The organism is Methylobacterium sp. CM6247, from assembly GCF_054817925.1.
This window is the reverse complement of record NZ_JBTXKX010000003.1, coordinates 1,153,661-1,173,669: the sequence shown is the minus strand read 5'-3', so window position 1 is coordinate 1,173,669 and position 20,009 is coordinate 1,153,661. Positions and strand designations below refer to the sequence as shown.

Below are 20,009 nucleotides of genomic sequence, written 5' to 3'. Positions count from 1 at the left end.
ACGGACTCCAGCGAAAAGACGCCGGCATGCGCCCGAATTCTCTCGTCACCGCCCTGGCCCTCGGCCTCGTCCTCGCAGGCAGTCTGCAACCTGCCTTCGCCCGCTCGGGCCGCGAGGAGATCACCCCAGCCGAGGAGCGTGAGTTCCCGTTCGATGGCGACATCCCCGGCTGCCAGGATTCTTCGGTGCTGGAGAAGGTGTCGAGCCAGTTCGCCGAGAAGGAGGCGAAGTTCTGGAACTCGAGCCTCACCATCGTGGGCTATGACCGGATCGAGCGGACCGCGTGGCGCCCCTGGGGGCTCGACACCTATCCCCGCCGGTTCTGCAGCGCCGTGGCGACCACCTCGGACGGGATCAAGCGCAAGGTCGATTACTCCGTGCGCGAAGGTCTCGGCCTGATCGGCGCAAGCTGGGGGGTCGAGTTCTGCGTCCACGGCCTCGACCGCAACCTCGCCTACGCCTACGCCACGGCCTGCCGCGAAGCCCGTCCGTGAGACGTGCCTCGGCGCTCGCCGTACTCTTCCTGACGGCGTTCGCCGGAACCGCGCAGGCCCAGGGCTACGGACGCGGCGGCACGCCCGGCGAGTTCGATTTCTACGTGCTGGCCCTGTCCTGGTCGCCGACCTATTGCGAAACGGCCGGACGGCGTGACGCCGACGGCCAGTGCCGGCCGGGTCGCGGCCTCGGCTTCGTCGTCCATGGGCTGTGGCCGCAATATACGCGGGGCTACCCGTCCGACTGCTCTTCCGTGGAACGCTCTCCCACCCGCCAAGCCATGGACGTGGCAGGTGAAGTTTTTCCCAGCGAGGGACTGGCTCGCCACGAATGGCGCAAGCACGGCACCTGCTCGGGCCTCGACCCGATGTCGTATTTCAAGGCTACCGCCCAGGCGCGGCAGGCGGTGACGATCCCGGCCGCCTTCGCCAAGCCCGATTCCGATACCCGCATCGCTCCCGTCGACATCGCCCGTCAGTTCGTCGCGGCCAATCGCGGGCTTCGTCCTGATATGATGTCGGTCACCTGCACCCGGGGAGAGTTGCAGGAGGTGCGGGTCTGCTTCACCAAGGACCTGCGCGGCTTCACGCCCTGCCCCGAAGTGGCGCGGCAGAATTGCCGTGCGGGCGAGATCGCCGTCGACGCGAGCCGGTGAGGCCAGGAACCTGCGCCCATGAATTACAGGCACGCCTTCCACGCCGGCAACTTCGCCGACGTGCTCAAGCACCTCGTGCTGACGCGCGTGCTCCATCATCTCCAGGCCAAGCCCACGGGCTTTCGCGCCATCGACACCCATGCGGGCCTCGGTTTCTATGACCTCACCGGTGACGAGGCGGGCCGTACCGGCGAGTGGCATGATGGCTGGGGCCGTCTCGAGACCCCCTTCCTCGAAGAGGTGGAGGCGCTGTTCGGCCCCTATCGCGAGGCGGTCGCCGCCACGCAGGCACGCCATGGGGCGACTATCTATCCCGGCTCTCCGGCGATCATCCGCGAATTCCTGCGGCCCAGCGACCAGGGCGTCTTCGTCGAGTTGCACCCGGCCGATGCCGAGCTCCTGCGCGAACGCTACAACCAGGATCCGCGCACCAAGGTGATGCATCTCGATGGCTGGACCGCCCTCAACGCGCTGATCCCGCCCCCCGAGCGGCGCGGGGTCGTGTTGATCGACCCGCCTTACGAAGAACTCGGCGAGGTCGACCGGCTTGGCGCGGCTCTTGCCAAGGCCGTCGCGAAATGGCCGACGGGCATCTATCTCGGCTGGTATCCGATCAAGGATGTCGGCCTCATCGACCGCATGGTGGCGGAACTGGACCGTTCGCTCTCCCGGCCCGCCCTGCGTATCGACCTGATGATCTCGGAGCCGTATCCGAACCGCCTCAATGGCAACGGCCTCATCGTCATCAATCCGCCCTGGCGTCTCGCCGACGAGGCGGCCCTGTTCCTGCCCGCTCTAGCCGAGCGGCTGGCGCGCGGAGATTACGGGGCCTTCCGCTGCGACGCGTTCGGCGTCGAAGCTTGAGTTCTTCCCTGAAGGTCGTCCCATCGATGGATTCCGCGATTCCCATCGCCAGCGCGGCGATTCCGGGCAGCGTCGAGACGATGCGTCTCGTCCGTTATGACGACGCCTACTCGATCATGGTCGGCAGCGCCGAACTGATGAACGACCGGCACCGCGATTCGGAGCGGGCCCTGGCCACGGTCACCTGCGCGCGGCTCGAGGGAAATCCGGCGCCGAAGATCTTGATCGGCGGGCTCGGCATGGGGTTCACTCTGCGTGCGGCCCTCGACGCTCTCGGCCCCAAGGCGGAAGTCGTCGTGGCCGAACTGATGCCGGCGGTCATCGCCTGGGCGAACGGACCGCTTGCCCATCTCTTCACCGGGAGCCTCGACGATCCGCGCGTGACCCTGGTCGAGGCCGATGTGAACCGCCTCATCCAGTCGGGACAGGCTCAGTTCGATGCCATTCTCCTTGACGTCGACAATGGCCCCAAGGGGCTGACGCGCCGGGAGAACGACCGGCTCTACGATGGCTGGGGTCTCAAACGGGCACATTACGCGCTGCGGGAGGGGGGAATCCTGGCCGTCTGGTCCGGTGGGCCGGACCGCCGGTTCAAGAAGCGGCTCCGGCGCTTCGGCTTCGATGTCGAGGAACACCGCTATCCCGCCCATCCCGGCGGCCGCCGTCACGTGCTCTGGATCGCCGTGAGGACGAACGCATAGGCCGAAGCGGGCCGGCGGAACGGGTAGCCCCGTCGGCGGCCCGCCTCGATCTTATCGATCTCAGTAATTGTAGGACCGGCGCGGATAGGCCTGGTTCGGTGCGTAGCCGGCTCCACGCTGCTGCACCCGCGATCCGTACTCGATCTCGCGCTGCTGCTTGGCGCGGCGATTGGCGAGATAGCGACCGCCGATGCAGCCCGCGACCGCGCCCACCACGCCGCGCTCGGCGAGGTAATGCCCGGCGAGGCCACCGATGATCGCGCCTTTAATGCAGCCTTTGGCTTCGGCCGCTCCCGTGCTTGCCACAGTGAGCAGCGCCAGGGCCGAGAGCGTTGCAACGATGCGCATGATCATCCTCCACGATTTTGCTGGGAGGAAACACCGGCCCGGAGCTTAGCGTTCCGGGCGCGGTTCAGCGGGATGACGAGAAACCGCGTTGCGCGGCGCCCTGGCCTCAAGCGGCGACGCGCCCTTCCAGCGGGAACACCTTGGCGGGGTTCATCAGCCATTTCGGGTCGAACACATTGCGGACCCGCATCTGCTGGTCGAGGTCGACCTGCGCATACTGGAAGCGCATGAGCTCGCGCTTCTCGATGCCGACGCCGTGTTCGCCGGTGAGGCAGCCGCCGACCTCGACGCAGAGCTTGAGGATCTCGTCGCCCGCGGCCTCCGCCTTCTGCAATTCGCCCGGCTTGTTGATGTCGAAGAGGATGAGGGGATGCAGGTTGCCGTCGCCTGCATGGAACACGTTGGCGACGCGAAGCCCCTTGTCGGCGCAGATCGCGCCGATGCGCTCCAGCACCAGCGGCAATTGCCCGGTGGGAATCGTGCCGTCCATGCAGATGTAATCCGAGATGCGGCCCGTGGCGCCGAAGGCGGATTTGCGTCCCTTCCAGATCGCGGCGCTCTCGGCTTCGGATTTCGAGACCCTGATGCTGGTGGGCCGGTAGTCGCGGGCGATCGCCTCGATCCGGGCCAGCATCGCCTCGCATTCCTCGTCCGATCCTTCGACCTCGATGATCAGCATCGCTTCGGCGTCACGCGGATAGCCGGCCTGGGCGAAATCCTCGGTGATGAGGATCGCCTCGCGATCCATATATTCCATGGCTACCGGGATGATGCCGGCGGCGATGATCGCGGCGGTGCAGGCGCCCGCATCCTCCACCGAGGAGAAGCCGATCAGGGCCGGGCGCGCGCCCTCGGCCGCGCGCAGGATCCTCACCGTCGCTTCGGTGACGATGCCGAGCTGCCCTTCCGAGCCGCAGATCAGGCCGAGGAGATCGTAGCCGGCGCTGTCGAGATGGGCGCCGCCGATCTCTGCCACGGTGCCGTCGCTCATCACCAGGGTGACACCCAGGAGGTTGTTGGTGGTCACGCCGTATTTCAGGCAATGCGCGCCGCCCGAATTCATCGCGATGTTGCCGGCAATGGTGCAGGCGAGCTGGCTCGACGGGTCCGGCGCGTAGAAGAACCCTTCATGGCTGACCGCCCCCGAGATGGCGAGGTTGGTGAGGCCCGATTCAACCCTGGCCACCCGGTTCTCGAAATCAACGTCCAGGACGCGGGTCATCTTGGCGACGCCGAGGATGATCGCGTCTTCCTGGGCGATCGCTCCGCCGGCGAGGGAGGTGCCGGCGCCGCGCGCCACCACCCGTACGCCGTTGGCGTGGCAATAGGCCATCACGGCAGAGACCTCGGCCGTGGTCGAGGGCAGGACCACCGCGAGTGGCATCTTGCGGTAGGCCGTCAGCCCATCGGTCTCGAAGGCACGGCGCTCATCCTCGGTCACGATCAGGGCCTCCGCCGCGACGAGGGGGCGCAGGCCGGCGATGATCGTTTCGCGGCGAGCGAGAATATCGGGATCGGGGGTGGGGAAGGCGATCGACATGGGGCGGGCGCTCCTCGATGGATCGGCCTGTCTTCAGCCACCGCTCAGCTTGGAAGGACTAAAAACGAGCCTTGAACCGTTCAGGACAATGGAATTGGAAGATATCTAAACGATAACCGGTTTCGATGCATCAGGATCGGGTGTGTCGACGTTGTCTGAAGGCGAAATGGAGAGGTGTCGGCTTCGTTTCGCCGCACGGACCGCGAGGCGAGTTTGGAACGTTCCCAGTCTCGATCTGTTCTAAAACCAAAAGCTCTGCCATAAGCTCGGCTGGCTCATGCTGCCCAATGGAGGAAAAATCATAATGCGTCACCTCATCCTCGGCGCCGCCCTCGCGCTCATGCTCCCGATCTCCGCCCAGGCTCAGGAAGCCGGCGACGCGGCAGCCGGCGAGAAGGCTTTCGCGCCTTGCAAGGCCTGCCACAATTTCGTGAAGAACGGCGTCGGCCCCGATCTGAAGGGCGTCGTGGGCCGCAAGGCCGGCACTTACGAGGGCTACAGCTACTCGGCCGCTCTCAAGGGCTCGGGCATCACTTGGGACGAGGCGAACCTCAAGGAGTGGCTGAAGGACCCGAAGGCGAAGGTGCCCGGCAACAAGATGGTCTATCCCGGCCTCAAGGACGACAAGAAGCTCGCCGACGTGATCGCCTACCTCAAGACCCAGAACTGAGAGCGTTCCCCGATCCTCAGCCGGATCGGAATCAGCGATCGAGAGGCCGCTTCCCCGCAGGGGAGGCGGCCTTTTTCATGCCCTTGCCCCTCGCCCGGAGACGACGGTTTCCGCCATGGCGTCGGCCACGTTGTCGTGAAGCGCGCCGCGCAGCATCACGAGGGATTCGAGGAGCGCGTGCCGTGCCTCCTCCGACATTCCCGTCAAGGCGCCGGCGAGGCCGGGCACGCAATCCATCCGCCCCTGCAGTTCGCGGCCCTTCGGCGTCAGGAAGATGCTCACTTGGCGCTCGTCGGCCCGGTCGCGGGCGCGGCGGACATGGCCCGATGTCTCCAGCCGCTTGAGAAGAGGCGTGAGCGTTCCGGAATCGAGGAATAGGCGCGTGCCGATCTCCTTCACCGTCAGCCCCTCCTGTTCCCAGAGGACGAGGAGGACGAGGTACTGCGGGTAGGTCAGATCATGGGCGGCCAGCAGGGCACGGTAGGCACGACCGAAAGCGTGAGCCGCAGAATAGACCGCGAAGCAAAGCTGGCCGTCGACCCCCCTTTCGGCGACCGGGACGTCCTGGGATTCAGAGGTCTGCGTGGTGGTCCGGCCCGCCATTCGTGCGGCCTCCTTCATGTCGGTCGGGTACGGTGTCGGGTCCGAGCCGAGTACCCTATCTAATTGATAATGCGGAATGGTCACCAACGTTCGCGGTAATTCCGCATCATGGTTGCGCGCAATCGGGTTTGGTGCCATATGGAATATCAGTTGCGCGCAACCGAGTTTCGCTCACCCGCGGATCAGTGGTGGCGAAGATTTCTTCGTTAAAGGAACGAAGCCTCGCCGAACCCCCGTTCCAGACGCAATCCCTATTTCATACCCAGCAGAAAGTACCCCCGATGAAGGCGCTCTACACCGCTCATGCCCACGCCACCGGCGGCCGTGAAGGTTCGGCCTCCACCGACGACAAGGCCGTCGATGTCACCCTCGTGACGCCGAAGGAACTCGGTGGTGGCGGCGGCAACGGCACCAATCCCGAGCAGCTCTTCGCCACCGGCTATGCCGCATGCTTCCTCGGCGCGATCAAGTTCGTCGCCGCCAAGGACAAGCTGAAGATCCCCGAGGACGCCAAGGTCGAATCCTCGGTGGGCATCGGCCCGCGCGACGACGGCGAAGGCTTCGGTCTCGTCGTCACCCTCAAGGCCACCCTGCCGGGCATCGAGCGGGACAAGGCCGAGGATCTGGTGAAGCGCGCCGATGTGGTGTGCCCCTATTCCCACGCCACTCGCGGCAACATCCAGGTCGATATCAGCGTCGCCTGAACCTGCCCGAGCGAAGCCGGAGGAGTCTTCCTCCGGCTGTCAGGCCGTCGTTACGATGAGGACGGTTCCCTCGATGCCGGTGACCCGGATCCGGGTGCCGGCCGGTGCGTCGGCACCGGAGACGCGCCACACGGTGTCGTTCACCCTGATCCGCCCGACCCCTTCGGTAATGGCGGTATCGAGGCGAAACTCCTGGCCGATCAGCCCGTTCGCACCCCGATTGAGACTGTTGGGCCGTCCGGCCATCCGCTTCTGCGCGAGGATGACGAGCCCCACCGAGAGGCCGGCGAAGAACAGGATCTGAGCTTGCCAGGGCATGGGCACGAGGGCTGTCTCCAGCCCCGTGATCATGGCCGCGATGCCGAGCCAGACCAGGAACACGCCCGAGATCGCGAGCTCCGCTCCCATCAGGATCAGCCCGATCAGGACCCAGGTCCAGACCGGCCCCAGAGCGCTCAGGATGTCGAGGTTCACGAGGAGCTTCCGCTGCTCGGCCCGACCTTGGGCGGGAGGCCGGAGCTCTTGCGCGTCTGCGCCGCTCCCTCGCCGAACACGCTACGGGTGATCTCGGCGATGCCACCCAGGGTGCCCGCGAGGGAGGCCGCCTCGATCGGCACCACCACCACCCGCTGGTTCGGCGCTGTCGCCAGGGCCTTGATCGCGTCCACGTATTTCTCGGCCACCAGGAAGTTCGCCGCCGCCAGATCGCCCTCGGAGATGGCCGCGCTGATGAGGCCGGTCGCGCGCGCCTCCGCCTCGGCGCTGCGCTCGCGCCCCTCCGCGTCGCGGAAGGCAGCTTCGCGCCGGCCCTCGGCTTCGAGGATGGCGGATTGCTTACGCCCTTCGGCGCGCAGGATATCGGCCTGCCGATGGCCCTCGGCTTCGAGTACGGAGGCACGCTTCTCGCGCTCGGCCTTCATCTGGCGCGCCATGGCGCCGGCGAGATCGGCGGGCGGCAGGATGTCCTTGATCTCGATGCGAGTCATCTTCACGCCCCAGGGCGAGGAGGCCGCGTCCATGACATGGAGCAGGCGCTCGTTGATCTCGTCACGGTGCGACAGCAGCTGGTCGAGGTCCATGGAGCCGACGACGGTGCGGATGTTGGTCATCGTCAGCGTCATCATCGCGGTTTCGAGGTTCGAAATTTCGTAGGACGCCTTGGCCGCGTCGAGCACCTGGTAGAACACCACCGCGTCGATCTTCACCCCCGCATTGTCGCGGGTGAAGGCCTCCTGGCTCGGCACCTCGATGACCTGCTCCATCACGTTCACGCGCCGGCCTATCCGCTCCACATACGGTGCGATCAGGCCGAGCCCGGATTCCAGGGTGCGCGAGTACCGGCCGAACCGCTCCACCGTGTAGACGTGGCCCTGCGGGATCACGTTGATGCCGATGGCTAGGGTGACGACCACCAGGATCACGAGCGCCACCGCCACCACGCTCAACCCGATCGAGAGATCCATGCCTGTCCCCACATCCCTTCAAGGAAGGGCATTGAGGCCGAGCGTCTTCCCCTATGCAAGGTGAATCATCCTCGCGTCAGCGCGCCCAAACTCCGAGGCGCTCCGTCCGCGCACGGTCTTCGGCGGCGACGAGATCGGGAGTGGCTTCCGAGGAGGCACGGCCACCGCCGTTGAAGAGCACGACTTCGGACAGGTCGCGGCCTTCCACCGCGCAGAGATAGGCCGCACTTCCGGCGACCGGCTGGCACGTTACCGGGCGGCCGGCGAGGTAGCGGGTGAGTTCCTCCGGCTGCCCGCCACGGACCCATTCCACACCGAACAAGCGAACGAGCTTGCCGCCGACGCGCAGGGTTGCGGTGTCGATCACTTCGGTCTTGCCGGTGACGGCATTGGACGGCTGTGGGGGATTGGCCCGGCTCTCCTCGGCCGAGGGCGGGCTCGGCTCTTCGGCGGGAATCCCGGGGGGCGTCGCCGGCGGAACGGTCTCACGCGGGTTGGTCATGGTGGATGGCTGGTTCTGGGCCTGCTGCGTTTGGGGCGGCTGCGTCGGCGGGGCCGAATCCTGTGCCCTCGTTTCCTGGCGCGGAGCTTCCGCATCCGGTGCGGAGGCCGGCCTGTCTTCCCCACCGCCCTGGGTGAGGAGCAAGATGAGGGCGAGGCTGCCAAACAGTCCCGCGCCTGCGAGCACGCTCGGCCGGGTCAGGATCGTGCCGTCATCCCGCCGAAGGCGACGGACCCGGTCACCGGCGCGGGCGAGCAGCCCGGGCCAGCGGGCTGGTTGCGCTCCTTGGCCTGGGGTCGCCAGAGGAGACGTCGTGCCGTTCTTTGCAGCGAGGCCCGAGAGACGCTCACGAGCGATGGCGACGGTCTCGCGGGCCCTGTCGCCGAAGGAGGCCCCGATGCGCATGCCGCGCTCGCGCAGACTCGGTTGCGGCCCGGCGCCTTGCCCGTCGCTCGGGCGATCGGCCAGGGAGTGGCGGACGTTGTTCAAAGTGCCCGCCAGGGTCGCCGAGACCGCAGCCGCGGCGGACCTTCCCCTGGCGACCGAACGGGCCATCACGGAGCGGGCCAGCTCAGACTGCGTTTCCACGAACCGGGACGTGGCTGCCTTGATCTCGTCCGATGCGGTGGGCTCGGGCGGCACGTCCGCCACGGGTTCGGGTGGCACCGGCACGAACAGTGCCCCATGACGCTCCCGCAATTCGGCGAACAGCTCCGATAAGGTCAGGGGGCCGGTCTCGCCCTGCCGAGGTGTCCCGGAACGGTCGACGATTCGGTAGAAGGGCGGAGCGGATGTCGGCTCGACCACGGCCTCAGCCAAAAGCTGAAGCGTCCGCCGGGCCACCGGGAAAGCGTTCTGGCGCCGGATCTCCGCATCGATCAGGGATCTGACTGCCTCTCGGGCAGCCCGAGCAGCGACAATGGCCGGAGCCTCGGCCTCGTCGGACGGATTCGTTTTCGAAGCCTTGCCGGTGGCGCGCGTCTTGTCGGCGGCGCGTGACGTGTCCGTTGCGCGTGTCTTTGGGGCGGTCGCGATCATTGGTTCGACTGTGGCTCAGGCACCATGCCGTGTCGATACGGCCGCACTCAGCGGTCCAGGTGCGAAGCGGCGCAGGACGCGGCTCGACTCAGACACGATCACCGGGCGTAATCCGGCGAACGAAATCTCGAGGGTCAGTTCCGCCACGCCCTGCGAGCGGGCACCGTTCCTTGGGTTCGCGGCACGGAAATCGAAGGTCGAGCGCACGATACAGCTGCTCGTGTTGACACTGCAGGCAGTGCGCGGGGAGCCGTCCTGCACCACGTAGCGGCGGTCCGGCCAGCGTCGGACGAAGCGGCGCTTCTCCGCCATCACCGCCGTCAGCGACAGGGTGCGACCGTGGAAGCGGACATGATCGGCGTAGAAGCGTGGTGCTGCAGCGACCATGCCATCGCCGGGCTCAGAGATCGCGTCGAGATAATCCTCGTTCAGCCTTTGGGCCTTGCGTGCCCATTCGGGAAAGCGATCCTCGGAGGCCATCGCCAAGCTCGGGGGCGGTGCGCCGGGGGAGACGGTGAGGGGAAGCGCATTCGGCGGAACTTGCGAGAGCCGGCGGGGGGAATGCCTGGTCTCGGCGTGGCGGGTGCCACGACGAGCCCGCCGCGGTGCCTCCGCGCCTCTCTCCGCGACGGATGCGGCGCGCGTCGTGGTCTCGGGCTTCGCCGCCTGGGCCGGACTGCTCTGGGGGGCCTCCTGCACCGCCTGAGGGGAGACAGGTTTCGCCTCACTCTTGGGTTCGGGCTTCACATCGGCCTTGGCCGGGGGGTCGACCCAGGCCGGGCGCCCCTGCGCCTCGGCGCTGACCGTAGAGACCAGGGCCACGAGAAGGGCGGCCGAGCAGGTGGAGAACAATCCGTGGTGCATGGCATCTCACCGCTGTCGCGAACGACGTGGAAGGTGGGCACGACCGCATCAGAGCGCCCGGCCGAAGGAAAACGTCGAAGGGAAACGTCAGGGTCGGGTGTTCGGTTGCCCGCGTCGAACCGGGTCGTTCGCCAAAGGACCTCGCCCCGGCAAGAGACCTAGCATACCGCCGCGCCGACCGGTCGGGTCAGCCCCCGTTCCCCGCGCTATGCCCGTTGTTCCCAACGGTTGGCCGACATTCTCCGCCGAAGTTGCAGGCACGCTCTCTCCCTGGGAGCATCCTGTCCCCGGGGCGTTGCCGCCGATCTCCTGAAGCCGTTCTCCTGGGCATGACCTCTTGCCATCCTCGCGAGAGCGCCCACCTCTTGAGAGCTTGACGGGTCCGGGCCCCTCTGGCGGCCGAGGCGTCGGCCGCGATGTCGGACTCCTTCTCTGCCTTTGCGCTGACGCGGCGCGAACGCACCGGGGGGTTCTGACACACGTGGTTGTATCGATGATCTTTTGCGGCATCTCGGGATGCTCGTTTTCGGAGGTGGCCTCATGAGTGCCGCATCCACTCGCCGGGCCCTCCTCCTCGTCAATCCGAACGCTCGGAACGGCTCGTTTTCCCTCGACGCCGTGCGCGATTCCCTGCGCGCCGCCGGCATCGAGCCCTTCGAGCCGCCGGGCGATCCCGATTGCACGGCAGTGATCAAGCGTCACGCGAAGGAGTGCGATCTCGTCATCCTTGGCGGTGGCGACGGCACCATGAATTCGGCCGCCCCCGCTCTGGTCGAGACCGGATTACCGTTGGGGATCCTGCCGCTCGGCACCGCCAACGACCTCGCCCGCTCCCTCGGCCTGCCCACCGACCCGGTGGAAGCCGCCGAGCTCATCGGCACGGCGAAGCCCCAGGCGGTGGATCTCGGCTGGGTCAACGGCCGCTACTATTTCAACGTCGCGAGTATCGGCTTCTCCGCCGATCTTGCGGGTGACCTCACTGCCGAATCGAAGAAGAAATGGGGCACGCTCGGCTACGCCATCGCGGCCATGCGCGTCCTCAGACGGGTACGTCCCTTCACGGTCTATCTCGAACATGACGGACTGACCGAGACCATCACCACGATCCAGGTCTCGGTGGGCAACGGGCGCCACTATGGCGGCGGGATGACCGTGGAAGAGACCGCCACCGTCGATGACGGCAAGCTCGATTTCTACAGCCTGGAGGTCACTCATTGGTGGCGGCTCATCGCGCTGCTGCCGGCCCTCCGTCGGGGCACCCAGGGCAAAGCCGCCGACGTTCGTGCCTTCAACACCACCGAGATCGTAGTGAAGACGAAGAAGCCTCGTCCGGTGAACACCGACGGGGAACTCTCCACCTATACGCCGGCGCATTTCAAGGTCGTGCCCAAGGCCCTCCGGATCTTCGCGCCGGAACCTTCGGAGCGTCCCGGCATCGTGCCCGCCGCATCCTGATCTTCCACCGCTTTCCGACCTGACGACGTTCGAGGTTCTCTCCCCGTGGATTCGCTTCTTCAACTCGCCGCCGACCCGACCGCCTGGGTGGCGCTCGCCACCCTCATCGTGATGGAGGTGGTGCTCGGTATCGACAACCTGATCTTCATCTCGATTCTCACCAACAAGCTGCCGGCCCATCAGCAGACCAAGGCCCGCCGCATCGGCATCGGCCTCGCTCTGATCCTTCGCCTCGGCCTGCTCGGCACCGTCGCCTACATCGTCCACCTGACGCAGCCGGTCTTTGAGATCTTCGGCAAGGCCTTCTCCTGGCGGGACATGATCCTCATCGGCGGTGGCCTGTTCCTGCTATGGAAGGCGACGAAGGAGATCCATGAGACCGTCGATCCCGACGACGGCCACGAGGACGCGTCCGCCCCGGTGGCGCTGAGCTTCGCCACCGCTGTCGGCCAGATCCTGGTCCTCGACCTCGTCTTCTCCATCGACAGCATCATCACGGCTGTCGGCATGACCGATCATGTGCCGATCATGGTGATCGCCGTCATCACGGCCGTCACCGTCATGCTGCTGGCAGCCGACCCGCTGGCGCGCTTCATCGCCGCCAACCCCACCGTGGTGATGCTGGCTCTCGGCTTCCTCATCATGATCGGCATGACGCTGATCGCGGAAGGTTTCGGCGCCCATGTGCCGAAGGGCTATATCTACACTGCTATGGCCTTCTCGGCCGGCGTCGAGGGGCTCAACCTCCTCGCCCGGCGCCGGAAGCGCGGCAAGACCAGCGCGGGGTAGGGGCAAAGCCCCTCCCCTTCCGTTTCACGGGAAAACGAAGAAAGGCCCGACCGGGATAACGGTCGGGCCTTTCTTCGTTCGATCATCGATCGGTCTTGGCGGATGGGCTGAAACTTCGCTCGCTTGCCTACGCAGCTGGCTGACGGTCAGCGGCCAACGTCGCAGGTCGCTGACGCGTCTTCGTGACCGCCTACAGGATCGGCTCGCGTAGGGCCGAGGTCTCGCGGGCACAGATCGCCGCGTCCGGTGGCAAGCCTTCTTGCGAGAGGTTTTTTCCAATCTCCACCCGTGCCTTTTCGAGATCGGCCCGGAAGCCCGCATCGCCCTGGAGCGCGCTGATGACGACGCTGGCCGTGGTGCGTCCGGCCTCCACGTCGCTGGCCCAATGCACGCCGCAGACGATGCGGTTCTCGCCGTAAGCCTTGCCGCGCAGGAAGAACTGCGTGGCCTTCTCCGGCACCAGGGCCGCGAGGATGGATGCGTAGGCCCAGCCTTGAGTCGCGTGACTCGAGGGGAAGCTGAACGCGTCTCCGAGTTCGCGGGTCCGCGCCACGCAGATCTCCGCGTCGTTGCCGACGAAGGGACGCAGGCGGCGGTAATGTTCCTTGAGTGGGCGGGTGGCCCGGCTGATATCGAGGCGCGTGCGTTCGAGCAGCGTCATCAGGGCCGGCGAGCGGGACTGATCGATCTTGCGCCCGAGTACGCAGGCGAAATCATCGAGGATGGCCGAGGGGCCGTCCGCCACATCCGCCGTGGCGAGTTCCCAGCGCGCGCTACCCTTCAGGGCGCGGGTCGCCGAGAAGATGGTCTTATCTGCCGTTTCGGCAGCCGATTGACCCCGCGGGGGCGGGGGCAGGATCGCGACTGTATCGGGTGCTGTGGCGTCGGACAGATAGGGCGCGCGTGCCGGCATCCCCGGCGTCAACGGTGTCGCTGCGACGGCTGGCGCCGAACGAGGCTTTCCGCTCGTGGCTTTGGTGTCGGCGGGGTTCGGCTTGGGCGCCTGCGCCATGACGGGAGCCGCCATGAAGGCGCAGGACGTGAAGGCAAGCGACGCGAGAGCGGGAAGCAGAGGAGACATGGCAGCGGCTCAGGGTGAAATGCGTCGGGAATGGCAAGCGATAGGAGAGCCATAGGGTTCCTGAACGACACTCGTATGGCACTCGAAACGCATGACATTTCGCCATTCCGTAACGAATGTGCCCCTCGACGGCTGAGGGATCCCCCTAACGGATGCCCGCGCGGATCGCGGCGGCGACCTCCCACGGATATTCCTCGTGCGGGCTGAGGGCCCCCGGAACCGAAGCCTTGGCTACATGGCCGGCGGCGATGAGGGCGTCCATCTCGGCGCCGGACCGGCGTGGGGCGCGTTCGGGACGCAGGACCAGGATCGGCGGAAGCCCTTCGGCTTCGAACAGGGCCAGGAAGTCCTTGCGGGCCTTGAACGGGTCGAGCCCTCCGGTGACGAAGGCCGCCGTGCCGAACCGGCCACCCGACTGGAGCGTCACGGCATGTTTGTCGGCGATGATGCCCGGCGTGACGTGGTCCGGATCGGCATAGACATGCGCGCGCATCATCCGGCCGATCACCGGGGGACTTATATTGATGCGGTAGAGCGCCTCGCCGAGAAGCGGAAGCTCGATGGCCTTGCGGATCCCCGAGAGCCAGCCACGGCGCGCGTCGCCGAGCGCGGTGGGCAGCGGTCCACGCCATGTGGGAGCGACGAGAGCGAGCTGGTCGAACTGGCCTGGATGCCGTTGGGCGGCTGCCACGAGATAAGAGGCCGCATGACCCGCCGCGATGCCGATGGCGTAGGGGCCCGGCACGGCTGCGATCAGCGAATCCATGAAGGCATGGAAAGTCTCCGGCTCCATGGCGATGCGGGAACGCGGATGGTTGCCGAAGCCGGGCCAGTCGGGAATGAGGCAGCGGTAGTCGTGGCCTAGGATCTTGGCCAGGGGCCGCATCTCCGCCCGTGCTGAGATCGACGACAGGGCGGGCAGGAGCAGAGCGGCCGGGCCGCTCCCGACGATGTCGCACGGCGTCGGGACCTTGCGCTCCAGCACGTCGAGCTGAAAGCCACGGGTGGAGTGGGCAGGCTCGATCATCGCTGGCAACGCCTCATCCGGGACGGTCTGTATCGGACCGGAAATCTAACGCGCCGGTCGCTGCCGCATAGGCCGGCTCGGTGTCGCGCCAGGGCCGATGACGAGCGTCCGCCTCCCCTCTTTCCTCGATGGGAAAGAGGAGAGTGCCGATCTGCGTCTAATGCGAGCGCGTCTCAGGTCCGGAGCAGCTCGTTGATGGCGGTCTTGGAGCGGGTGCCGGCATCGACGCGCTTGACGATGACGGCGCAGTAGAGGCCGGGGCCGGGCGTACCGTCGGGCAGGTCCTTGCCGGGCGTCGTGCCCGAGACCACCACCGAATAGGGCGGCACGCGGCCATACATGACCTCGCCCGTGGACCGGTCGATGATCTTCGTCGACGCGCCGATATAGACGCCCATGGAGAGCACGCTGCCCTCACCGACGATCACGCCCTCGGCCACCTCGGCGCGGGCGCCGATGAAGCAATTGTCTTCGATGATGACCGGGTTGGCCTGGAGCGGCTCGAGTACGCCCGCGATGCCGGCGCCGCCGGAGATGTGGCAGTTCTTCCCCACCTGCGCGCAGGAGCCGATCGTCACCCAGGTGTCGACCATCGTGCCCTCACCCACATGGGCGCCGAGATTGATGAAGGAGGGCATCAGCACCGCGCCCGGCGCGATGTAGGAGCCACGGCGCACGAAGCAGCCCGGCACGGCCCGGAAACCGGCCTCACGAAAATGCTTCTTCTTCCAGCCCTCGAACTTCGATGGCACCTTGTCCCACCAATTGGCGCCATCGGGTCCACCATGGATGATCTCCATGTCGTTGAGGCGGAAGGACAGCAGCACCGCCTTCTTGAGCCACTGGTTGACCTGCCATTCCTCGCCGACCTTCTCGGCCACGCGGGCCTTGCCGGTATCGAGAAGATCGAGAGCCTCGTCCACGGCGTCGCGCACGGCGCCCTTGGTCGAGACGTCGATGCCGGCACGCTCCTCCCAAGCGGTCTCGATGGTGGTGGAGAGATCGGCGTGGGACATGTCGGCGTTCCGGTCGGTTAGGGGGAAGGGCCGTGCTTACAAAAGGCGGCCCGGCCTGTCACCTCGGGGCGTCAGGCGAGATGCAGGCTCACTCGCGGCAGCCGTTACGGGTTTCCTCCCGCACGATCTCGCCGACCTTCGCCCGGTCGCGGGCAGAGAGCGGGACGTCGCGGATGTCGGAGAAGCGGCAATTGACGTTGCCGAAGGCCGAGATCGCCCGCTGCGTCTTGAAGCAGTAGCCGGCCTCCGCATAGACCGCGTTGCGCTCGCCCCAGAGCTCGTCGCAGGGGGATGCGGCCAGGGCGGGGGCGGCGGGCAGGAGAGCGAGGCACAGAATCACGAGGGCACGCATGGGCACTTCCTGGGCAGGTGTGAGAACCTGAAGGCTTGTGGCCCGTCCGTGCCGGTTTCGCCAGATCTCGGAGCGCGCCGATCGGCCGTTAGAACGCATCGATCCTGGCGCGGACGCCGTCGAGCCCCTTCACCAACGCATCCAGATCGTCGGCGAGGGTGGCGTGGATCGTCTCGGCCGCGTCGGGAAATTCCTCGAGCACCCGGCGCATCAGCGTGGGCGTGATTCGGACGACCTCCGCCGGTGTCACGGCATGGGCATCGGTGGGGCGCTCGCCGCGCAGGAACAGCGCCATCTGTCCGATCAGAGCGGAACGGCCGACCCGGACGGGCTCGGCCCCGGCCACGCGGGGCGCCAGTTCGATCGTTCCGGACATGACGACGAACCCGCCATCGCTGCGCTCGTCGCGGGCGAACAGGACGTCGCCCGCCGTCAGGCTGCGGCGCTCGGCGGCGAAGGAGAGGAGTCTCAGGGCATCGCGCGCCATGTGGCTGAACAGGGGCGCGGCTGCCAGGATCGCGATGTCGTCGTCGAGCCCCAATGCCGTGCGCTCCCTCAAGACGGAGGTGACCCCTCCGGCGGATCAAGCCTTAGCCGAAGGCGGGCGAGGGGGAAATCCGGCGCTGCACCGGCGCAGGGACGGAGCGTCGATCAAACAGATGTCATGAAACCGGTCGATAGACGCGTCTCTCAAGCAAGACGAAGACGGAAATTCCGGTGTCCAATCACTTCTGCCTGGATCCGAACGATCCCTATGCGCAATCCGAAGTCCTGGTTTTCTTCGAAGGCCAATATCCGGATATCCGCCTGCTGTCGGTCATCGACCGCAACGACGACGAAATCCTGTCGGATCTCGTCTACGAGCAGCAGCGCGACCTCATCCGGGAGATTGCGGCCTTCTACACGTCCGGCGGTGATGCGCCGAACGCGGCTGCCTGATCCTCAGGGCAGCAGCTTGTAGCCGCCGCCTTCCGTCACGAGGATGGCGGTAACGGCCGGGTTCGGCTCGATCTTCTGGCGCAGGCGGTAGATGTGGGTCTCCAGCGTATGCGTGGTGACCTGCGCGTTGTAGCCCCAGACCTCGGCCAGGAGCGTATCGCGTCCCACCACTTCGCGGCCGGCACGGTAAAGGAAGCGCAGGATCGCGGTCTCCTTTTCGGTGAGCTTCAACTTCGAGCCACGCTCGCAGACGAGGAGCTTCGCGCCGGGGCGGAACGTGTAGGGGCCGATCTGGAAGACGGCGTCCTCGCTCGCCTCATGGCTGCGCAGATGCGCGCGGATCCGCGCGAGGAGCACGGCGAACTTGAAGGGCTTGGCGACATAATCGTTGGCGCCCGCCTCCAGGCCCTCCACCATGTCGTCCTCCGAATCCTGCGCGCTCAGCATGATGACCGGTCCGCGGTAGCCGTTGCGGCGCATGGCCCGCACCGCCTCCCGCCCATCCATGTCCGGCAGGCCCACATCCATGATCGCGAGGTCGATCCGGTCCTCGGTCACACGGGCGAGGGCGGATTTCGCGTCTTCCGCGCTGACGATGACGAACTCCTCGTACAAATCGAGTTGCTCGATCAAGGTTTCGCGCAAAGACTCGTCGTCGTCGCAGATGAGCAGGCGATGGGTGGTCGACATCGGCCGGGATACTTTCACACGCAGCTGGGAAGACCGGACGGGCCGGTCCCGAAAACCTGAGAGATGGCCGAATCGTCGGCCGCGAGCGTAAAACAGCAGAGTGATGGATGTTTTATGTCAGAACCTTGAACGACTTCGCGGCGGGGCCAGACTTCGCACATCCTCGACGGCTCGACGCCTCGAAAAGTTTCTCGCCGGCGCGACCATCGAGCGCCGTGACGAGGAACGCGCTGGTCGGAACCGGTCCGTTCGGACGATAAGTCGGGCATGATCCCTCTGACCCTCTCTCTCATCCGCGTCCGCCGGCTGGTGGGTGACCCGACCCGCGGGCAGATTCTCATGGCGGGCTCCATCATTCCCTGTGCGCTCGGCCGCTCCGGCATCGGGCAGGTCAAGCGGGAAGGGGACGGCCTGTCCCCGCGCGGTCGTTTTCGCCTCCGGGCCGGGGCCTATCGGCCGGACCATTTCGGCGCGCGCCCCCGCACCGCCCTGGCTCTGCGCCCGACGCGGCCGAACGACGGCTGGTGCGACGACCCGCGCGACCGGCGCTACAACCGCCCGATCACCCTGCCCGCCCCCGGCGTGAGCGCGGAACGGATGTGGCGGGAGGACGGTCTCTACGACCTCGTCGTCGATCTCGACTACAACCGGCAGCCGATCCGGCCGGGACGCGGCTCGGCGATCTTTCTGCATGTGGCACGGCCGGGATACCTGCCGACGGAGGGCTGCGTGGCGGTGAAGCGAGCCGATCTCGTTCGCCTGCTGCGGCGCGTCGGGCCGCGTACGCGGCTGCAGATCCTCTGACGGCCGCATCCTGCTACCCACGCGTCGGCAGGGCGGCGGGCGAGACGTCCCGCCGGTCTCCTGGACGGGACAGGGTCATGACCAGGATGGCGGCGAGGATGCACAGGGCGCCGGCGGCGAAGAAGGCCGGCAGGTAGCTCGACAAGGCCGTGCGCGACAGGCCGGCGCCGTAGGCGATGGTGGCGGCCCCGAGCTGGTGGCCCGCGAACACCCAGCCGAAGACGAGGTTCGCCTTCTCGCGCCCGAACCGGGATGCGGTGAGCCGTACGGTGGGCGGCACCGTGGCGATCCAGTCGAGCCCATAGAAGGCGGCGAAGACCGACAAGCCGACGAAGGAAAAGTCGGAGAAGGGCAGGAACATCAGCGAGAGGCCGCGCAGGCCGTAATACCAGAACAGGAGCCAGCGGTTGTCGTATCGGTCGGAGAGCCAGCCGGACGCCACCGTGCCGATGAAATCGAACACCCCCATCGCCGCGAGCACGCTCGCCCCCTGGACCGGGCCGATGCCGTAATCGGCGCAGAGGGGGATGAAATGGGTCTGGATCAGCCCGTTGGTGCTGGCTCCGCAGATGAAGAATGTGGCGAAGAGGACCCAGAACACGCCCGTGCGCGACGCCTCCGCCAGGACCCCGAGGGCGGAGCCGTTCACGGCCGGCGGCGCGACGGCGCCGGTAACGGCGGTCTCGCCATAGGGGGCGAGGCCCATCTCCTCCGGCCGGTCGCGCATCAGCGCCGTGACAGCGAGCCCCGCCGCGAGCAGGAGTCCACAGATCACCAGGAGTGCTGCACGCCAGCCGAGATGCTCGGTGAGGGCAGCGAGGAGCGGGAGAACGATGAGTTGGCCGGTGGCCGAACTGGCGGTGAGGAGACCGACGACGAGGCCGCGCGACCGCGAGAACCAGCGGGTCGCGATGGTGGCGCCGAGCACCAGGGCGGTAAGCCCCGTGCCGATGCCGACGACGACACCCCAGAGCATGACCAGCTGCCAGACCTCGCTCATGAAGAGGGAGGTGAGCAACCCCCCGACGATGAGGAGAAGCGCCAGGAGCACGATGCGGCGCGGGCCGTAGCGGTTCATCAGCTGGGCCGCGAAAGGCCCCATCAATCCGAACAGCACGAAGCGCACGGCCAGGGCCGATGAGATCGTCGCCGTGTCCCAGCCGAACTCCTTCTGAAGCGGCAGGATCAGGACGCCGGGCGCACCCACGGCGCCGGCCGTGACCAACATGGTGAGGAAGGTGACGGCGGCGACGACCCAGCCGTAATGAACGTTCCGGCGGGCGAGGGGCCCTGCGACGGCGTTCGATAACGATCCGAAGGGAGCAGTGATGGACATACGGCCTCTTCGGGTTCCGCATGGTGGTTCGGCGTGACGACCCGGCGAACAAGCCCGGCAACACGACGCGGTC

Annotated in this window: 24 protein-coding genes; 10 read left to right on the top strand and 14 right to left on the bottom strand. The window is 66.9% G+C overall.

Annotated features, from left to right (window positions below):
* The first annotated feature begins 26 nt into the window (after positions 1–26).
* From ACYQOP_RS06365 to ACYQOP_RS06350, 4 genes are all read left to right on the top strand, one after another.
* Complete coding sequence (locus tag ACYQOP_RS06365) at positions 27–494, top strand: hypothetical protein (protein ID WP_207411162.1); 468 nt, start codon at positions 27–29, stop codon at positions 492–494.
* Positions 491–1,150 carry a ribonuclease T2 family protein gene (locus tag ACYQOP_RS06360; protein ID WP_461221738.1) on the top strand — a complete coding sequence of 220 codons (660 nt, stop codon included), beginning with the start codon at positions 491–493 and terminating at the stop codon, positions 1,148–1,150. Before ACYQOP_RS06365 ends, ACYQOP_RS06360 begins: the two co-directional genes overlap by 4 nt.
* A gap of 18 nt (positions 1,151–1,168) precedes the next feature.
* On the top strand, positions 1,169–2,014 hold the full coding sequence (locus ACYQOP_RS06355) for a 23S rRNA (adenine(2030)-N(6))-methyltransferase RlmJ (protein ID WP_461221737.1): 846 nt from the start codon (positions 1,169–1,171) through the stop codon (positions 2,012–2,014).
* Between the two features lie 80 nt (positions 2,015–2,094).
* A complete protein-coding gene (locus ACYQOP_RS06350; RefSeq protein WP_461225217.1) occupies positions 2,095–2,715 on the top strand; it encodes a spermidine synthase in 621 nt (206 codons plus the stop codon).
* 60 nt (positions 2,716–2,775) lie between these two features.
* Here the strand turns inward: ACYQOP_RS06350 and ACYQOP_RS06345 are convergent, their stop codons facing one another.
* On the bottom strand, positions 2,776–3,063 hold the full coding sequence (locus ACYQOP_RS06345) for a hypothetical protein (RefSeq protein WP_026176297.1): 288 nt from the start codon (positions 3,061–3,063) through the stop codon (positions 2,776–2,778).
* A 106-nt stretch (positions 3,064–3,169) separates the two neighbouring features.
* On the bottom strand, positions 3,170–4,603 hold the full coding sequence (locus ACYQOP_RS06340) for an FAD-linked oxidase C-terminal domain-containing protein (RefSeq protein ID WP_461221736.1): 1,434 nt from the start codon (positions 4,601–4,603) through the stop codon (positions 3,170–3,172).
* Positions 4,604–4,907: 304 nt separating this feature from the next.
* Here ACYQOP_RS06340 and ACYQOP_RS06335 point away from each other — a divergent pair, with 304 nt between their 5' ends.
* Complete coding sequence (locus ACYQOP_RS06335) at positions 4,908–5,273, top strand: c-type cytochrome (protein ID WP_056249457.1); 366 nt, start codon at positions 4,908–4,910, stop codon at positions 5,271–5,273.
* A 75-nt stretch (positions 5,274–5,348) separates the two neighbouring features.
* On the opposite strand, the gene ACYQOP_RS06330 is transcribed toward ACYQOP_RS06335, so the two are convergent.
* On the bottom strand, positions 5,349–5,876 hold the full coding sequence (locus ACYQOP_RS06330) for a MarR family winged helix-turn-helix transcriptional regulator (protein WP_056423026.1): 528 nt from the start codon (positions 5,874–5,876) through the stop codon (positions 5,349–5,351).
* 281 nt (positions 5,877–6,157) lie between these two features.
* Here ACYQOP_RS06330 and ACYQOP_RS06325 point away from each other — a divergent pair, with 281 nt between their 5' ends.
* The gene (locus ACYQOP_RS06325; protein ID WP_461221735.1) at positions 6,158–6,580 is read left to right on the top strand and encodes an organic hydroperoxide resistance protein; all 423 of its coding nucleotides are present in this window, start codon (positions 6,158–6,160) and stop codon (positions 6,578–6,580) included.
* Between the two features lie 39 nt (positions 6,581–6,619).
* On the opposite strand, the gene ACYQOP_RS06320 is transcribed toward ACYQOP_RS06325, so the two are convergent.
* The 4 genes from ACYQOP_RS06320 to ACYQOP_RS06305 form a co-directional block, all read right to left on the bottom strand.
* Positions 6,620–7,054 (bottom strand): NfeD family protein, encoded by a 435-nt coding sequence (locus ACYQOP_RS06320; protein WP_419953218.1) that lies wholly within the window; start codon positions 7,052–7,054, stop codon positions 6,620–6,622.
* Entirely contained in the window at positions 7,051–8,043 is a 993-nt protein-coding gene (locus ACYQOP_RS06315) for an SPFH domain-containing protein (protein ID WP_056423036.1), read from the bottom strand. Before ACYQOP_RS06315 ends, ACYQOP_RS06320 begins: the two co-directional genes overlap by 4 nt.
* A gap of 76 nt (positions 8,044–8,119) precedes the next feature.
* Positions 8,120–9,583 carry a thermonuclease family protein gene (locus tag ACYQOP_RS06310; RefSeq protein ID WP_461221733.1) on the bottom strand — a complete coding sequence of 488 codons (1,464 nt, stop codon included), beginning with the start codon at positions 9,581–9,583 and terminating at the stop codon, positions 8,120–8,122.
* Positions 9,584–9,598: 15 nt separating this feature from the next.
* The gene (locus tag ACYQOP_RS06305; RefSeq protein WP_461221732.1) at positions 9,599–10,447 is read right to left on the bottom strand and encodes a hypothetical protein; all 849 of its coding nucleotides are present in this window, start codon (positions 10,445–10,447) and stop codon (positions 9,599–9,601) included.
* Positions 10,448–10,987: 540 nt separating this feature from the next.
* Between ACYQOP_RS06305 and ACYQOP_RS06300 the strand changes: the two genes are divergently transcribed.
* Both ACYQOP_RS06300 and ACYQOP_RS06295 read left to right on the top strand, forming a co-directional pair.
* Positions 10,988–11,902 carry a lipid kinase gene (locus tag ACYQOP_RS06300; RefSeq protein WP_207414246.1) on the top strand — a complete coding sequence of 305 codons (915 nt, stop codon included), beginning with the start codon at positions 10,988–10,990 and terminating at the stop codon, positions 11,900–11,902.
* Between the two features lie 45 nt (positions 11,903–11,947).
* Positions 11,948–12,691, top strand: a complete 744-nt coding sequence (locus ACYQOP_RS06295) for a TerC family protein (protein ID WP_461221731.1) — start codon at positions 11,948–11,950, stop codon at positions 12,689–12,691.
* Between the two features lie 190 nt (positions 12,692–12,881).
* Here the strand turns inward: ACYQOP_RS06295 and ACYQOP_RS06290 are convergent, their stop codons facing one another.
* From ACYQOP_RS06290 to ACYQOP_RS06270, 5 genes are all read right to left on the bottom strand, one after another.
* Positions 12,882–13,772, bottom strand: coding sequence for an acid phosphatase (locus ACYQOP_RS06290; RefSeq protein WP_461221729.1), 891 nt, complete (start codon positions 13,770–13,772; stop codon positions 12,882–12,884).
* A 145-nt stretch (positions 13,773–13,917) separates the two neighbouring features.
* Positions 13,918–14,799 carry an alpha/beta fold hydrolase gene (locus tag ACYQOP_RS06285; RefSeq protein WP_461221727.1) on the bottom strand — a complete coding sequence of 294 codons (882 nt, stop codon included), beginning with the start codon at positions 14,797–14,799 and terminating at the stop codon, positions 13,918–13,920.
* Between the two features lie 173 nt (positions 14,800–14,972).
* Entirely contained in the window at positions 14,973–15,815 is an 843-nt protein-coding gene (gene dapD, locus ACYQOP_RS06280) for a 2,3,4,5-tetrahydropyridine-2,6-dicarboxylate N-succinyltransferase (RefSeq protein WP_056423053.1), read from the bottom strand.
* Between the two features lie 88 nt (positions 15,816–15,903).
* Positions 15,904–16,167, bottom strand: a complete 264-nt coding sequence (locus ACYQOP_RS06275; RefSeq protein ID WP_056423056.1) for a YARHG domain-containing protein — start codon at positions 16,165–16,167, stop codon at positions 15,904–15,906.
* A gap of 88 nt (positions 16,168–16,255) precedes the next feature.
* Positions 16,256–16,708 carry a cyclic nucleotide-binding domain-containing protein gene (locus ACYQOP_RS06270; RefSeq protein ID WP_207413087.1) on the bottom strand — a complete coding sequence of 151 codons (453 nt, stop codon included), beginning with the start codon at positions 16,706–16,708 and terminating at the stop codon, positions 16,256–16,258.
* Between the two features lie 176 nt (positions 16,709–16,884).
* Here ACYQOP_RS06270 and ACYQOP_RS06265 point away from each other — a divergent pair, with 176 nt between their 5' ends.
* Positions 16,885–17,106: a hypothetical protein gene (locus ACYQOP_RS06265; RefSeq protein WP_056423062.1), complete on the top strand. Its 222-nt coding sequence runs from the start codon at positions 16,885–16,887 to the stop codon at positions 17,104–17,106.
* A 3-nt stretch (positions 17,107–17,109) separates the two neighbouring features.
* Here the strand turns inward: ACYQOP_RS06265 and ACYQOP_RS06260 are convergent, their stop codons facing one another.
* On the bottom strand, positions 17,110–17,796 hold the full coding sequence (locus tag ACYQOP_RS06260; RefSeq protein ID WP_461221724.1) for a response regulator transcription factor: 687 nt from the start codon (positions 17,794–17,796) through the stop codon (positions 17,110–17,112).
* A gap of 267 nt (positions 17,797–18,063) precedes the next feature.
* Between ACYQOP_RS06260 and ACYQOP_RS06255 the strand changes: the two genes are divergently transcribed.
* Positions 18,064–18,600: a L,D-transpeptidase family protein gene (locus ACYQOP_RS06255; protein WP_207413077.1), complete on the top strand. Its 537-nt coding sequence runs from the start codon at positions 18,064–18,066 to the stop codon at positions 18,598–18,600.
* Positions 18,601–18,613: 13 nt separating this feature from the next.
* Here ACYQOP_RS06255 and ACYQOP_RS06250 read toward each other — a convergent pair whose 3' ends face one another.
* Complete coding sequence (locus ACYQOP_RS06250) at positions 18,614–19,936, bottom strand: MFS transporter (RefSeq protein WP_461221722.1); 1,323 nt, start codon at positions 19,934–19,936, stop codon at positions 18,614–18,616.
* Positions 19,937–20,009: the final 73 nt, after the last annotated feature.